The organism is Candidatus Villigracilis proximus, assembly GCF_016717045.1.
Classification (GTDB): Bacteria; Chloroflexota; Anaerolineae; order Anaerolineales; family Villigracilaceae; genus Villigracilis; species Villigracilis proximus.
In genome coordinates, this window is sequence record NZ_JADJUO010000009.1 from 40,163 (window position 1) to 55,491 (window position 15,329).

General features: G+C 48.5%; 16 protein-coding genes. 10 read left to right on the forward strand and 6 right to left on the reverse strand.

The genetic code is table 11. From position 1 onward, the window contains the following. Positions 1-55 precede the first annotated feature (55 nt). Complete coding sequence (locus IPL71_RS11255; protein WP_345321607.1) at positions 56-517, forward strand: hypothetical protein; 462 nt, start codon at positions 56-58, stop codon at positions 515-517. A gap of 135 nt (positions 518-652) precedes the next feature. On the opposite strand, the gene IPL71_RS11260 is transcribed toward IPL71_RS11255, so the two are convergent. The 6 genes from IPL71_RS11260 to IPL71_RS11285 form a co-directional block, all read right to left on the reverse strand. Further along, positions 653-1,681 carry a COX15/CtaA family protein gene (locus IPL71_RS11260; protein WP_345321609.1) on the reverse strand — a complete coding sequence of 343 codons (1,029 nt, stop codon included), beginning with the start codon at positions 1,679-1,681 and terminating at the stop codon, positions 653-655. A gap of 204 nt (positions 1,682-1,885) precedes the next feature. After that, positions 1,886-4,198, reverse strand: a complete 2,313-nt coding sequence (locus tag IPL71_RS11265; RefSeq protein ID WP_345321611.1) for a tetratricopeptide repeat protein — start codon at positions 4,196-4,198, stop codon at positions 1,886-1,888. 106 nt (positions 4,199-4,304) lie between these two features. Beyond that, positions 4,305-6,377 (reverse strand): DNA polymerase I, encoded by a 2,073-nt coding sequence (gene polA, locus IPL71_RS11270; RefSeq protein ID WP_345321804.1) that lies wholly within the window; start codon positions 6,375-6,377, stop codon positions 4,305-4,307. Positions 6,378-6,383: 6 nt separating this feature from the next. Further along, positions 6,384-7,127 (reverse strand): 5'-3' exonuclease, encoded by a 744-nt coding sequence (locus IPL71_RS11275; protein ID WP_345321614.1) that lies wholly within the window; start codon positions 7,125-7,127, stop codon positions 6,384-6,386. 90 nt (positions 7,128-7,217) lie between these two features. Further along, the gene (locus tag IPL71_RS11280; protein ID WP_345321615.1) at positions 7,218-7,625 is read right to left on the reverse strand and encodes a transposase; all 408 of its coding nucleotides are present in this window, start codon (positions 7,623-7,625) and stop codon (positions 7,218-7,220) included. After that, the gene (locus IPL71_RS11285) at positions 7,576-8,901 is read right to left on the reverse strand and encodes a hypothetical protein (protein WP_345321616.1); all 1,326 of its coding nucleotides are present in this window, start codon (positions 8,899-8,901) and stop codon (positions 7,576-7,578) included. Before IPL71_RS11285 ends, IPL71_RS11280 begins: the two co-directional genes overlap by 50 nt. A 151-nt stretch (positions 8,902-9,052) precedes the next feature. Here IPL71_RS11285 and IPL71_RS11290 point away from each other — a divergent pair, with 151 nt between their 5' ends. The 9 genes from IPL71_RS11290 (at position 9,053) to IPL71_RS11330 (ending at position 15,314) form a co-directional block, all read left to right on the forward strand. Then, positions 9,053-9,565 carry an MBL fold metallo-hydrolase gene (locus IPL71_RS11290; RefSeq protein ID WP_345321618.1) on the forward strand — a complete coding sequence of 171 codons (513 nt, stop codon included), beginning with the start codon at positions 9,053-9,055 and terminating at the stop codon, positions 9,563-9,565. Between the two features lie 3 nt (positions 9,566-9,568). Beyond that, entirely contained in the window at positions 9,569-9,886 is a 318-nt protein-coding gene (locus IPL71_RS11295) for a hypothetical protein (RefSeq protein ID WP_345321620.1), read from the forward strand. Between the two features lie 92 nt (positions 9,887-9,978). Next, positions 9,979-10,431 carry a YqhA family protein gene (locus IPL71_RS11300; RefSeq protein WP_345321622.1) on the forward strand — a complete coding sequence of 151 codons (453 nt, stop codon included), beginning with the start codon at positions 9,979-9,981 and terminating at the stop codon, positions 10,429-10,431. A gap of 45 nt (positions 10,432-10,476) precedes the next feature. Further along, on the forward strand, positions 10,477-11,052 hold the full coding sequence (locus IPL71_RS11305) for a hypothetical protein (protein WP_345321624.1): 576 nt from the start codon (positions 10,477-10,479) through the stop codon (positions 11,050-11,052). Positions 11,053-11,060: 8 nt separating this feature from the next. Next, positions 11,061-11,432, forward strand: coding sequence for a nitroreductase family deazaflavin-dependent oxidoreductase (locus IPL71_RS11310; RefSeq protein WP_345321626.1), 372 nt, complete (start codon positions 11,061-11,063; stop codon positions 11,430-11,432). Between the two features lie 53 nt (positions 11,433-11,485). Continuing rightward, positions 11,486-12,856, forward strand: a complete 1,371-nt coding sequence (locus tag IPL71_RS11315; RefSeq protein WP_345321628.1) for an alpha-amylase family glycosyl hydrolase — start codon at positions 11,486-11,488, stop codon at positions 12,854-12,856. A gap of 161 nt (positions 12,857-13,017) precedes the next feature. Further along, positions 13,018-13,527 (forward strand): DUF3592 domain-containing protein, encoded by a 510-nt coding sequence (locus tag IPL71_RS11320; protein ID WP_345321630.1) that lies wholly within the window; start codon positions 13,018-13,020, stop codon positions 13,525-13,527. Further along, the gene (locus tag IPL71_RS11325) at positions 13,524-14,291 is read left to right on the forward strand and encodes an SDR family oxidoreductase (protein WP_345321631.1); all 768 of its coding nucleotides are present in this window, start codon (positions 13,524-13,526) and stop codon (positions 14,289-14,291) included. The genes IPL71_RS11320 and IPL71_RS11325 overlap by 4 nt, the downstream gene beginning before the upstream one ends. A gap of 87 nt (positions 14,292-14,378) precedes the next feature. After that, positions 14,379-15,314, forward strand: coding sequence for a hypothetical protein (locus IPL71_RS11330; RefSeq protein ID WP_345321633.1), 936 nt, complete (start codon positions 14,379-14,381; stop codon positions 15,312-15,314). Positions 15,315-15,329: the final 15 nt, after the last annotated feature.

Consider the following 15,329-nt stretch of genomic DNA (forward strand, 5'->3'; position numbering starts at 1 on the left):
AGACAACGCGCCTTTTAATTGATGGATGGACACACGACAAAATAAGGAGAAGCCAATGAATGCTAAAACAATAACCATTTTTTCTTTGGTCATTAGTTTGGTGATAACGGGTTGTGGGCCGGAGCAGGTAAGGCCGACACTTATGCTGACGCCTACCCTAACGAGTATATCTACCTCACAGCCGTTTACCTCTCCTGTAGCTGCTGGTGCCTGGGTAGGAGATATCAGTATTCCACTTGACCTAAATAAGCATGAAAGTGCTAATGTAAGGTTGTTAATTAGTGAGAATGGAAAAATGATAGATTATTATCAAATCTATCTTACATCCTGTTCGTTGGTTATCGGAGACCAGGGCATTCCCATCAATCAGGGACTCTTTTCTTTCAGCATAGAGCAATCTTGCAGTTTTACCGAAGCAATATATATTAGTGGAACGTTTGTTTCAGATACTAAACTCGAAGGCACTGTCACGGCAGGATCAATAACAAGCTATTGGGAGGCTACTCTTGCCAAATAGTAAAAGTTAATTTTGTGTATTATTTGAGATTCTGTGGCACGCCTTGCGCCAAATATTTTCTGGCTTCGAGGGTGATACATAAAAAGATGGAGAAGCATAAAATGCTTCTCCATCTTTTTTGTTGAATTTATTCTTTTATTTTTCGTCCAGCGCTCTGAACCTGTGGATGAAATACACGGCGAGGCCGAGCAGCAAGATTGCGTTGGCCTGATGGATCAATGCGATCACGATGTTGACATAAGACAGAATGGTCAGCACGCCTAATGTGATCTGCAATGCGACCACACCGATCAACCATTTGAGTCCGGTTTGGATATCGGCGGGATAGTTTTGTTTCTTGACGATGTAATACACCACCGGTACGAGGATCATTCCCGTCCACGCAAACCAGCGATGGATGAAGACAATCGTCTGCGGCGTTTCAAATACGTTGATCCATGAGTTGAACAAATTTGGCGGAATTAATGCTCCCAACATCAAGGGCCAGGTATCAGAAACGTGGCCAGCTTTAAGGCCGGCGGTGAATCCGCCGTATGTGATTTGGATCACGAGAAGGCCCAGTGCAACCCATGATAATTTGGTGGGCAGCGACCATTTTGCTTTTTTGCTTGAATCGTGAAAGCCATATTTATGCCCAAAGGCAGTCCATAGTGCGAGGCCGAATAAGGTGAGTGCCAATAGCAAATGGATCGTCAGATTGAAGTGACTGACGGCGGGACGGTCAACAAGTCCGCTGGCGACCATGATCCAGCCTGCAAATGCCTGGGAGATGAAGAGCATTCCCATCAAAAAATAAATCCCAAACTCTTTGAACGGAATGATCTTCTTAAAGAGGAAATAGAAAACAGGAAAAGCGTAGACCAACCCTGCGGTGCGGGCAACGTTACGATGGAACCATTCCATATAGAAGATGAATTTATACCGTTCGAGCGTCATGCCGGTGTTGATCTTTAGGTATTCGGGCGTGAGTTGATATTTGGCAAATTCCTCTTCCCAGGCTTGCTGGCCGATGGGTGGCATGGCTCCGCTAATAGGATTCCATTCCACGATGGAAAGGCCAGAGCGGGTCAGGCGGACAAATCCGCCGAAGACGACGAGAAATGCCACGACGACGGCGAAGATATACAGCCATTTCATCACAGCGTTGTTTTGAGTTTTTAGCATTTTATAGGTTCTCCAATATTGAAATCGCTGGGATTATAGCACGCAGGTTATTTTTTCCCTTTGAATATTTGTCACAGATCGTGGGATGGTTGTCATTTGTAAAAGGGTGGGAATGTTGATCGAAACGGGGGCAGGATACAGTTAAGTGGGATACGAAAAACTGTCCGCCATGAGTTTGGCGGACAGTTTTTTTTCATCAATATATTATCTGTTTTGCATTTGAATGAGCAGTTGACGATATTCTTCTGCGTTGGGCGGGTTCATCAAAACGATCTGGTTGATGACTTCGAGTGCGCTTTGTTTTTCGCCGGATTGCATGAGGGTTTCGCCGAGAGTGTCTAATATGGCGATGGCTTCGTCGGTGCGGTGTGAGTGATGCAGCCGTGCGGCAAGGGCGCGTTTGAGCAGTGGTTGGTCGGCGTGGTCTTTGATGATCTCTTCGATGAACAGAATGGCGATATCATTCTTGTTCTGGCTTTCGAGGTAGCTGACGTAGTTTTCCAACTCGCTCATGGCTTTGTCGGTTTGTGCCATGCGCAGGTTAAGTTCAACCAATTGTTTGCGCGAAGTTTCATCTTCCGGGGCGAGGGTGCGGATCTGTTCGTAGACGCGCAGGGCTTGTTTCCAGTCCAGTCGTTGCAGGTCAATATCGGCCATGCGTTGCAGGATGTGGGTGTTCCAGTCGCGGTTGGCGCTGCCTTGTTGAACCACACGCAGGGCGGTGGTATAGGTTTTGCGTGCCATATCCAATTCTGCGAGGCGATAGTAGATGGCGGCCAGTTCAAGATATTCCTGCACGGCATCATCGATCTGTCCACGGGCTACAAGTTGTTCGATCAGGCGGTTGCGTGAGCCGAGATCCATGGGAGAGAGCTGCAGGATGCGGCGCAGTAGTTTTGTGGCTTGTGATACTTCGCCACGCACGCTGTAGGAGTGCGCCACTACGCTAAATTTTGTGATGGCATCTGGTGTGCGGCCTTCCTGTACGAGCAGGTCGCCCATGAGGGAGTGCAGGGGCAGATAGGTGGGTGCGTGCTGGAGCGCATCGTAGGCTTCGTCCATCGCGGAGCGCAGACTTCCCAGACGCGCCAGTTGATTGATGCGGTTCATGGAGTCGAGCACAGTGCTGGACTGTACTTGCAGGATCACATCTGCAAGCGCGGCGGGCATCTCGCCTTCCTGTTTCGGCATTTGTTCGCGTGTTTTATGAAGTTGTTCGCGCCAATCGGGGCGCATGAGCAGTCCATTGATGTTGTTGCATACTTTTTTCAGGACAGTTTCATCGGTTTGATTCTCGTGCGCTTCGATCAATGGTTCGTATTGTTGGCGCATTTCGTCGGCTTTATCGGCTGACATGGTCATTGAGTCGGCAAGTTTTAAGGCTTCAAGATATTCGAGCGCGGCAGCGTTCCATTGGGATTTCTTTACATGTAATTGACCCAGCAGCAGACGTGTGCCAAGTGCGTAATCATTATGTTTGACGGAGTTTTGCAGGAAGCGTTGGGCGCTTTCAAGCCGCTCGCCTTTGAAGCGTAAAAGGCCAAGCGCGAAATAAATGGAGGGATGTTTGAATCCCGCTTCAATGGCGTGTTCCATTTCTTCGGCGGCTTGTGTTTCATTGCCTTTGGTCTGCGCATCGATGGCGAGTCCGAGATGCAATACTGTTTTGGTTTGTTCGGAATTTTGCAGGGAGAGGCCGCCGGTGCCTTTCATAATGGCTGAAATTCCGCGTCGTTCCTGGGCAGATGGGCTGTCGTCGGAGTATTCGAAGAGCAGCTCTGCCAGTTGAGTTAATGCTTTTTGGCGCGCTTCCGCTACAGGGTCGAGTCCTGATGCGCGTGAGGATTGGGGCTGCTGTAATTGTTTTACCTGCGCCATGCGAATCGGCCCCGTCCCGCCCTTTCCGCGCATGGGTTTGGGCAGGAGTTGACCTGTGCTGAGCAAGGTCTGCGCTTGTTTTACTTCGGGGCTGTTGGGTAAAAGCGACAGTGCTTTATTCACCATCTCTTTTGTTTTTTCAGCATTGCCTGCGCGTTGAATGATGCTGGCAATGGCAAGGTATTCCACAACAGCTTGCTGCAGGTGCCCGAGTTTTTCATGTACTTGAGCGAGGCGCGAGTGGGCAATGGCGTGTTCGGGATTTAAATTGGTAACTCGCACCCAGTTTTCGAGCGCTTTTTCAGTATCCCGTTGTTTGAGAAAGAGGTCTCCCGCGCGCATGGCTGCTTCCACGGCGGTCTTCAGGTCACCAGTCCGTTCGGAAAGCTGCGCCACTTTTTCCACTGGAACGGGATCGTCTGGTGAAATTTTTGAAACGTTGATGTAGATTTGCAAGGCCTCATCAACATTGCCTAGTTGATAAAGCGCAAGGCCGAGGCTGTTAAGTGCCTTTGGATGATCGGGAAATTCCTGTAAGGCGCGGCGATAGGCAGCGGCGGCTTTATCCCACTCTTGATCCCAGGCCGCTGAGTGGCCGTCGTTCATTGCTTTTTGGAAGGTGTCTTCTCGTCCGGGCATAAGTTTCCAATTCTACTGTCAAATACTTTGGATGTTTATTATTTCAATGTAATTATAACCTTGCAAAGTTTTTTCACGAATGGTTCTATTGTATGATTTGTGTAAATTATTTTAAGACCTGCATCTCGCCCCAGCTTCTGCCTGCTTTTGCTTCAGTTTCAAGTGGAATGCTTAGCGGGTAGGCGTTTGCCATGGTTTCCTGAACGACTTGCGCGGTCTTTTGCATTTCATCCTTCGGACATTCCAATACGAGTTCATCGTGTACCTGTAAAAGCATTCTGGATTTTAATCCGGCGGCCTTGAGCGCAGAAGGAATCTTCAGCATGGCGATCTTCATGATATCTGCGGCTGTGCCTTGAATAGGGGCGTTGATGGCTTCGCGTTCTTCGCGATTTTTCATTTGCGGATTGATCTTGCCTTGCAGCGCGGGGAAGTATCTGCGGCGATTTAATAAAGTCTCAACGTATCCCTGCTGACCGGCAAGCTGGCGAATCTCATCCAGATATTTTTTTACGCCCGGGAATTTTGTGAAATAAGTCTTGACGAAGTTTTCTGCTTCGGCGAGAGTCAACTCGGTGGAACGTGCCAGACCAAAGGCAGACATGCCGTAGATGAGACCGAAGTTGATGGCTTTCGCATGGCGGCGCATTTCCTTGGTCACCGCATCATTTTCCACGCCGTAGACTGCTGCGGCGGTGGTGACATGGATATCCTCTCCGGCTCTAAATGCGGCGAGCATTGATTCATCTTTTGCCATGTGCGCCACGATGCGCAACTCGATCTGTGAATAATCCACCGAAAGCAGCACGCTGCCTTTTTCGGCGATGAATCCATTGCGCACGCGGCGGCCTTCCTCGGTGCGGATGGGGATGTTTTGCAGATTGGGATTGGAGGATGAGATGCGTCCCGTCACTGCGCCGATCTGGCTATAGGATGTGTGAACACGTCCGGTTTGTGAATCCGTTGCCGCGGGCAGTGCGTCGATATAAGTTGATTTTAATTTTGACAGTTCGCGATTTTCGAGGATCATATCCACAACGGGATGTTTGCCGCGCATATTCTCAAGCACATCGGCAGATGTGGAGTAATGTCCGCTGGCGGTTTTTTTGCTTTTATCAGGCGGCTCAAGACGCAGATGTGTAAAGAGCACATCGGAAAGCTGCTGGGTTGAATTGATGTTGAATGGTTTGCCGACCGATTCAAAAACCCGCTTTTCGATATCGGCAATGCGCTGTGTAAGTTCCTCAGACATTTTCTGGAAGAAAGGCAGGTCAAGCAGAATTCCCGTCATTTCCATTTCAGCCAATACTGGAGTAAGCGGCAGGTCTATTTCTGCCAGCAACTTTGTTCCGTTGGCACGGACAATATCTTTTTGCAGAATTGGCATCAGGCGCAAAACGGTTTCGGCATCTGCGGCGGCGTAGGGTGCAACTGATTCAATGGAAATATCCGCCATGCTGAGTTGATTCTTGCCTTTGCCGATCAACTCTTCGATGTGAGTCATCTCTTCGCCCAGCCGGGTCTGAACCAGATTCTTTAATCCCAAACTGCGTGAGGATGGATCGATCACAAACTCGGCCAGCATGGAATCAAAAGTTAAGGGTGTGATGACCAGTCCATAGCGGGCGAGGATGATGTAATCATATTTTGCATTATGCGCCACCTTGCCGATCTTTGCATCCGTCATGGACGGGGTGAGGGCGGCGATCACAGTTTCGATGGGCAGGTTATTGCCAGAGGTATGTCCCACGGGAATGTAATATCCGGCACCGGGTTTGATGGCGAGTGAAATACCCACGATCTCAGCCCGCATTTCTTCTGTGGAGGTTGTCTCTGTATCAAATGAAATGACGCTTGCCTGCGCTAGTTCTTTTGTGAGGTCTTTTAATTTTTCAGGCGTGTCCACGATCACAACTTCGATGTTGGGCTTCTGCGCATTTGATTCATATACAACCTGCGGCTCGTTGACAAACATGGAGAATTGTCCGCTTTTGGTTTTGGCAGACTTGGCAGGTTTCATCGAAGCAGGAGCAGGTGCGGGCGCGGTAATTGATCCGCCGCTGATGGCGGGGACTTTGTTCAAGAGGGTGCGGAATTCCATCGCCTTGAAAAATTCTTCGAGGGCGGTTCCGTCAAATGGTTTTACTTTTGCATCTTCAAGATCAATCGGGATCTTCAGGTCTGTTCAAATGAGCGCGAGGTGGTAGCTCATGTCTGCGGCTTCTTTGCTGGTTTCAAGTTTGCCTTTCCAGCGATTTTCAACCTGATCAAGATTTGCATAAATGGCATCAAGTGTGCCAAATTTTTCAAGCAATGAAATGGCGGTTTTTTCGCCCACGCCTTTCACGCCGGGAATATTGTCGGATGTGTCGCCCACGATGGCTTTGTAATCCACCACCTGATTGGCACGCACGCCGAGCTTCTTGATTACATCTGCATCGGTGATGTAGGTTTGGTCATCGCCCGCGAGATAAACGGCGGTGCGTTCGTTGACCAGCTGCAAAAGGTCGCGGTCACCGGTGATGATCTTTACGCCGAGTCCCTGCTCAGCGGCGATCTTTGCCACGGAGCCGAGTACATCATCTGCTTCGAAGCCTTCCATTTCAAGGCGCGGCATGTGGAAGGCATCCACCATCTGGCGAATGCGGTCCAACTGCGGACGCAGGTCATCGGGCATTTTTTCGCGTGTGCCTTTGTATTCGGGGAAGATGGCATCGCGAAAAGTTTTGCCGACATCGAAGGCCACGGCCATGTATTCGGGCTTTTCCTGCTCCAAAATGCGGACGAGTTCGCGCGCGAAGCCGTACACTCCAGCTGTGGGTTCGCCGGTGGAGGTCTGCCAGCGCTGGCTGCCTGCGCCTGCGGTCAGGGCAAAATACATACGATAGGCAAGAGCATGTCCGTCAATTAAGTAAAGTGTAGGTGGCATAGGGGAAGTTGTGAATATGGGAGTTGGATTGAATTGGATGGATAGGTTAAAAAATAAAGCGCAGAGTTGATTATACTCTGCGCCTCTTCTTCAGTCACGTACCCGTGGACTGCGCGGCTCGGATTGAATTTCCTGCCCCTGACGTTGACGGGTTTGGCGGATGTAATCGCGAACCAGTTGCGGCGGGTGGGGTTGTGTGCCGCCCATGATCAAATATCCTGGAGCCCAGAAATCGCCTGATGGATTTTCTTTCTTCAAACGATTAAAGTCGCTGAAAATCTTTTCAGAAGTTTGTTGACGCATGATGCGCATGAGGTAACCCGGCGAAGTATTGGGCTGCACATTGACCACCCATTGCAAATATTCGGGGCGTACAGAGAGATATTCCAATCGCCAGCCGAAAGCCACACAAATATTTGGCAGCCATTCACTGAGATGTTCCGAAAGGTCACCGGTGATATAGTGTGATGAAAAGCGTCGGCACGAGCAGACAGGCATAGGTCAGATGATACAGTCCTGCCGTGGTTGGTTCTACCAGTAATTTACGCGCGGCATCTGTGGTTGGGCTTTCGCGCGTCACATCTGAATCACCGGGCGCGGGTCTTCCAACTGGAGTTTGCGGTCGTTGCTGCGGACGTGGACGCGCAGGCGCAGTAACATCCACTTCATCGAATGATGTTTGAGCCTGCGTATCCATTACTGGACCGCGGGGCTGCTCTGTCATCACTGGATGATCCTGTCTGATGGAGGGTGAAATTTCTCTGAAAGAGGGGGGAGCATCCCGATTGAAAACCGACGCGTTTGAAAGCGATTCAGAGATGCGTGTTTCGTTGGGATCAAAGTTTGCTTTTTTACGCTGCTGTCCAAAGTCGCGGGAGGTTGCGGGTTCGGGATTGGGCGGCGGCACATTGGAAAGAATATCTGAAATGGGAGGAACATCCATTTCAGCTTCCTCATCCGTCATGTCGGCAGGGAAATCAACAGTTGATTTTGAAGCCGGTCTGGCCGGGGCTTTTTGTGAATCGGTTTTATCGTTGCCGAGGTCTGTCACTAGTTGACTGGCCTGACTGCGGATCGTGCTGAAGGGAGTTTCTGCGTCAAAGACAAGCGCAAGCACCGTGTCGGTTGCGAGGCGTGTGGCGTACAACATGTGTTCGGCTTTTGTACTTTCAAGCCGGATGAAGCGCAGCAGGTCTGAACCTTTTTGTCCATCCCAGTTGCGGGTGACCGTTTGAGCCACTTCTTTTGCGGCGCTGTTTGAAAGTCCGCCCGCGTATGCCCATAGATCGCTTTTGCGTGTGATCAACGCGGCCTGCGCAGATGACTCAAGCGTGAGCCGCGTAAGATGCTGAGCGGCTTTGGTTACATCGCTTAACCACGGCAAAGCTGTAACCGTGTTGGATTGCGGAATCGAGGGGGAGGATTGAGGTTGACTGATTGCGGTCATAAAATCCGTCATTCTAAAAGGTTTGCGGACGAGAATCCAGGGGCGCAAACCATCAAATGGAGGCGGTATGATATTATCATCACACAGGATGATAATATTAATGCCTGGTCGAACGGTACGCAGGGCGTGGGCAATTTCCTGCACCCATTCCTCACCGAGAGCCAGATCGAACATGGCCAGCGGAGCACCAATTTCGTCTGCACGCACAACAGCAGATGCCTTGTTATTAACCACATGGATGCGATATAGATCCGTCTCTTCCAATGTACGACGGATGGTTTCTCCAAGTGTGGAAGAAGGGGTAACGACAAGAATATCCACAGGCATTGTACAAAGTTTATCACTTATAACTGGCCTAATCAAGCAAATAAAGGTCTGCTCTCCAATCTCCAGCCAAAAATTTGTCTATATGACTTGTAATTTGTCTTGATTTGTGCTATTAACATATATGGTTTAAATTCATGTATAAGGTTGATGTATGCATCGCGAACGAGTATCTGAAAACGTTTTTTGGTTCCAAAGTGAAGTATATGCGCAGGTGACGGCTGGAGTGATTGTAGGCCCGCAATGGGCGGTGGTGATCGATACCCTGGCTTTGCCTGAAGAAACGCTGGGAATGCGTGAGTTCATTGAGCATGAGTTGGGCGTGCAGGTGCGCTATGTGATCAATACTCACTATCATGCCGACCATACCTGGGGAAATTGTTTTTTCCCCGGCGCCACGGTGATCAGTCATGCCAAATGTCGTGAATTATTGATCGAGCGCGGTATTCCTTCTTTGGAAGCGGCTCGCAAGCAGAACCCGAATTTGCGGCAGGTGAAGATCGTTCCTGCTCATCTGACATTTGATTCTGGTGAGTTGACGATGCGTGTGGGCAAGAAGAATCTTGTCTTCTCACAATCTTTTGGCCATAGCGATGATGGGATTTCCGTGCTGGTGGAGGAAGATCGAGTACTTTTCGCGGGTGATGCTTTCATGTCGCTGCCTTAGATTGTGGATGGCGACATTGATGACATGCTCGCCTCGATCAAGCGGATCGGAAAACTGGGGTTGGAGAATATTATTCAGGGCCACGGCGATATCATTGTGCGCGGTGAGATCGATGCGGCGGTCAAAGAGAATTTGAATTACCTGAACAATATCAAGAAGGCTGTAAAATCTGCGGGCAAGCGCAAGAATGTGGATGAGTATCTTGATGCGATCACGATCGAGGAATGCGGAAAGAGCCGTGTCCACCTCGGCGGTCTGGCTGAGACACTGCATCGACGCAATTTGCGCGCGTTGTACCGCAAGATGCACGGCGAAGAATAATTGACGGGATATGACGAAAATAGAAAATGTTGCAGTGCAGAAACCTTGCCTGCAACATTTTGCATCATGGAAACACCTTTGGAGAAATTGACATGAAACTTATTCTGGAAAGATCGAAATATCTTGCATTGATCGGCGTGATCTCTTTGCTGCTGGCGGCGCTCGCGGCGTTTGCATGGGGCACGCTGAACACAGTGAACACCATTTCTCTGGTGATCACTTCTCTTGGCAAAGACAAAGCCATCACAGTGGACTTGATCGAGATCGTGGATAGTTTTCTGATTGCAACGGCCTTATTGATCTTTTCGGTCAGTCTGTATGAATTGTTCATCGGTAAGCTTGATCTGCCCCAGTGGATGCTGGCGCATGACCTGTATGAATTGAAGGCCAAGTTGAGCAGCATGATCGTGCTGGTGATGGGCGTTAAGTTTTTGCAGAAACTGCTGGAAGTGAAGGATACCAATGACCTGCTGCGGACCGGCATCGCAACAGCCTTAATGTCTGCGGTGCTGATCGCGTTTGGATATTTCGGAAAGAAGGATTGATCCCGGCTTTGCATCCTGGTGTGATAATAAAGAAAGGAGGTCTTTATGAAAGGATATTCACGGGATATATCAAGTTTTCCCCCGTTCCAACAAGGCGGTTTGGATTCACTGTGCGGTTTATACAGCATTATCAATGCCGAGCGGTTTATCAATCATTCATCAGATGAAGAGACACAGCAATTATTCGATGATCTCGTTCATTTTCTTACACGTCGAAAATTATTGAGTAAATTATTGATCGGGGGAATTATCCACACCGAAATGTTAACGATATTAGACAAGGTGGTGGGCAAGCAGCGAATATCCAACGTACAAATTCCCTGGCGCGGTGTGCAAAATCCCGATCTGACAAAATTTTGGAAATCGATGCAGAATTTTTTAGATGGCACTTCAAACCGTGCCATCATTCTGGGTCTACAGGGCTATCACGACCATTGGACTGTGATCGAAAATATCACCAGCCGTTCCATTATGTTATATGACTCGGCGCTTATCAAACGATTGCCGCGTTCCTCCTGTACCACTGTGTATGCCACCTGGAAGCGTAAGCATTTGCTTCTGCCCGCGCAGACGTATTTTCTCTCAAATGAAGCGATTGATATCAATCAGTATGATTATTAGAGGTGTTGATGGAAAACTTAACCGAACTTCTCTCGCAACTTACAAAACAGGATTACTGTTATCTGACCACGATCGGCCGCAAGAGTGGAAATCCGCATGAGATCGAGATCTGGTTTGGAATTCATGGAAACTCGCTCTATCTTTTGTCAGGCGGCGGAGATCAATCGCATTGGGTTAAAAATCTAATTGCAAATCCCAACGTGACGGTACGAATCGCAAAGTATATTTTTACGGGCGTTGCGCGCATCGTGAGCGATGACAAAGAAGAAACGATGGCACGCCATATGCTGGCAGGAAAATATCAGGATTGGCAGGAAGGCCAGCCATTAAGTGACTGGGGCAGGGATGCTTTGGTGGTGGGGATTGAGTTGAGTCTGTAGTGTTGATCGCGGAGATAATTCCGCGTTTTGCAAATTTTTTCAGGAGGATTAACATGGGCGTCATGATGCAAACGTTTCACTGGGATTGTCCCCGTGAAGACAAAAAAGAATTTCAATGGTGGAATTATATAAACGAGAAGATCCCCGCGCTGGCAAAGACGGGATTTACATCCTTGTGGCTTCCGCCGATCCATAAGGCTGCGAATCTTTTTGGACCATCGATGGGCTACGATCCTTATGATTATTATGACCTCGGTGAGTTTGACCAAAAGGGAGGCGTTCCAACCTGGTTTGGCACGCGCCAGGAGCTGGAGTCTGTTATTGAAAGCGCACACAGGCATCAGTTAAGTCTGATCGCGGATATTGTCATTAATCACAATTCAGGCGCAGATGCACAGGAAGTAAATCCCATTACAGGCCAGTCACGCTGGACATCGTTCAATCCGAAAAGCGGAAAATTCATCCGCAATTGGGAATCGTTTCATCCAAGTATGTATGAATCATGGGACGAGATGACCTTCGGTGACATGCCCGATCTCTCGCATCGCAATCCGTATGTGTATGCTGAGATTTTGAAATTCACGCGCTGGCTGATCGAGGAAGTTGGTTTCGATGGTTTTCGTTATGACTTTGTGAAAGGTTTTACGGCATCCACGATCCAATCGATTCAAGAATATCGGTACATGCGCGATGGACAATATCTTAAGCCGTATGGCGTTGCGGAATATTGGGACGGCGCGGGCAACACGCTCAATTGGGTCAATCAGGCAAATTTTTCAAATACCAATCCCGTGGATGTGTTTGATTTTCCGCTGCGTGAATTGCTTAAGAATTTATGCGATCAATATGGATTTAGTTTGAAGAATCTGGTTCAGGGCGAATCCATTTTGCAGAAGCAAAACTATAGTGCGGTTACATTTGTTGAGAATCACGACCTGCGTGATGAAGGGCGCCCGATCACAAATGATAAATTGCTGGCGTATTCCTACATCATGACCCATGAGGGATACCCATGTGTGTTCTGGAAGGATTACTATAATTTCAATCTGGCACTTGAAGGCACGCCGCATGGAATCGCTGCGCTGGTCAGTGCGCACGAAAAATATGCCGCCGGTTCAACCAATGTATTGTATTTGGAAGATGATCTCTATATCATGCAACGCAGCGGATATGGCGACCAGCCCGGTTTGATCTATGTCTTAAATAATCGCGGCGACCGTTGGAACGGCGCGTGGGCCAACACACAGTGGCGCAATACCGAGCTTGTACCTGTGGCATGGTGGAGCAAAGTGGACATGGCCCAGCCCATTGCCCAGCGCACCGATATAGATGGACGCACGCAATTGTTCGCCGGTCCGCGCGGATATGCGGTGTATGCCAAAAACTTAGAAATTATTTTCGAGTCGTCAATCCGTAGGCGGTGAGAATCGCTTCGCGGAAAACCTTTCTTAACCACGAAGGACACAAAGAGCACGAAGGAAAAACGCCTGCAAACTAAATCCTTTTTTTTGTATTTAGGCTCTTTCCCGTTAATTACGGGAGAGCGTTTAATCTTTATCAGAACCAGAAACTTTAGAGGTGATCTATGGACGCATACGAAAAGAATGTTGATAAGGCCGTGAACGCCGCTGAAAAAGTCGTGCGTGGTGCAAACCGTTTATACATTGGCTGTGCCACAATATTTGCCAATTTGTTTTTTATGGCATTTTGTTTGTGGGGCGTGTATGCTGCGTATGTCAGCTGGCAACTGCAAACCAACGGCAAAACCACAACCGGCATTGTTGTGCGTCTTAATGAACAGAGTGACGGTGATGGGGGATGCTGCACCTATGTCCCGATTGTCGAATTTGAAGTAGATGGCCGCACGTATTCCTTTGAAGGTGGCACCGCCTCCGATCCGCCCGCGTATCGCTTGAATGAAGAAGTGACTGTGTTGTACGATCCGGCTGATCCGAACACAGCGCAGATCAATAAATTTTTTGAGCGATGGTTGATGCCGATCATTCTCATTCCCTCCATGATCTGCACATCCATCATCGTCACCTTTTTCATGGTCCGCGCCTGGCGTCGCGGTGAAGATATAATCAGTGCATGAACCTTGAACTGAAAAACAAAATCGCAATCATCACTGGTGCAAGCAAAGGAATTGGAAATTCCATCGCCCGCATATTATCTGCCGAAGGAATGAAGTTGACTCTTGTAGCCCGTTCTGCGCTGGATGAATTTTCCGCATCTCTCCCGACCGAAAGCCTGCCTCTGTCCATTGACATGCGCCACGCTGATTCAGCCGCCCGCGTAGTGGATGCCACGCTTGAAAGATTTGGCGCGCTCGATCTGCTGGTCAACAATGCCGGCGCCACCAAACGCGGTGACTTCCTCTCCCTGACCGACGAAGAATGGACAGACGGCTTCGCCCTAAAATTTTATGGAGCCATGCGCCTTTCGCGCGCATCATGGCTGCACCTGATGCAAAGTAAAGGCAGCATTATTAACATCATCGGCATCGGCGGGCGGACTGGTTCTGCTGAATTCGCCATCGGCGGCACCGTCAACGCCGCGCTGATGAATCTCACCAAAGTCCTCGCTGACCGTGGAATAAAAGACGGCGTGCGGGTCAATGCGATTAATCCCGGCTCGATTGCAACCGAAAGACTGCAAACCAGAATTAAATCCTTCGCCGCCGAACAAAATATCAGCATGGAAGAAGCCACAATTCAAATGGCGAAGAAACTAAACATCGCCCGCTTTGGCGAATCGGAAGAGATCGCCCGCACCGTCGCCTTCCTCGCATCACCACAAGCTGCATATATTCAAGGCGCGATCCTTGATGTAGATGGGGGAGCCACTAGAACGCTGTAAACATAAAGCCGGGAGATAAATGCCCGGCTTTGGTACTATAATTTCACTACATTTAAGCTTTCAACCAAACCTCGGGAGGAAATACATATGAAATTCAAACCTCGATTTTCTGCAAAAATTTCTTTGATATTCATAGTTGTCCTTTTTTATGGAACTGTAGTTTTTTTGGGATACCTCGCTGTGCAGTCCTTATTTTTTGAGGATTTTTTTATTCTGCCGGTTTTTATAAGTTTTGTGTTTTTCTATATTCTGGCTTTTGCGCTTTGGCAGACACTAATTTTATACGCCCTGCATAAAATGGAACTTGTGATTGGGCCTACGGCGCTTGAGCTACGATCAATACATGGTGCCGGAAAGTTTCTTCCCAGGTTTTACAGACCTTTTACTATAGACTACAAATCCATTACCAAAATTAAGCATGAGGTATTGAATGGCGAAACCTGGAGAATCATTGACGCGAATGGAAGTTCCATGTGGTTGGCTCCATTTTCTTTTGAAAAGAGAGATAAAGAATATATCCTGACAGAATTGCGCGCCCGCGTGCCTGAGCAATGTTTTGAAGAGGGATTTTTTGCATTCGAGCTTGAATGGAAAAAAAGAACAAGAGTTAGGATGGTCGCGGTGCTGATTCTTTATGCGATTGTATTTTTTTTCATAATAACTGACTCGAACTTATTTTTTCGCTCCCTGATTGTGAATGCCTGGGAGGTTGAGGAGAAGGTTCCCGCTTTTGAAAATTTAAGAAGCTCCTACTCTGTCCCAGATGGCAGTCTCTGGCTCTTATCTGAGAAATTTCCATCTGACCGTTATTTTGTTTATTACCGGGGCGTGGACGGCTTGGAAAGAGAATTCGAATTGCCTGAGTCTGAAATCACCTACTTTTCTGTAATCAGCGCAGACGAGGCTGGCAACCCGATAATATGGATGGAAGATCGGGTTATGTATCACACGAACACGTGGCAGATCATTCCGTATACTAATAATTTACAACAATTCTTTCATATCCGAAGAAATGGTCATTGACGGCGACGAGGCGTG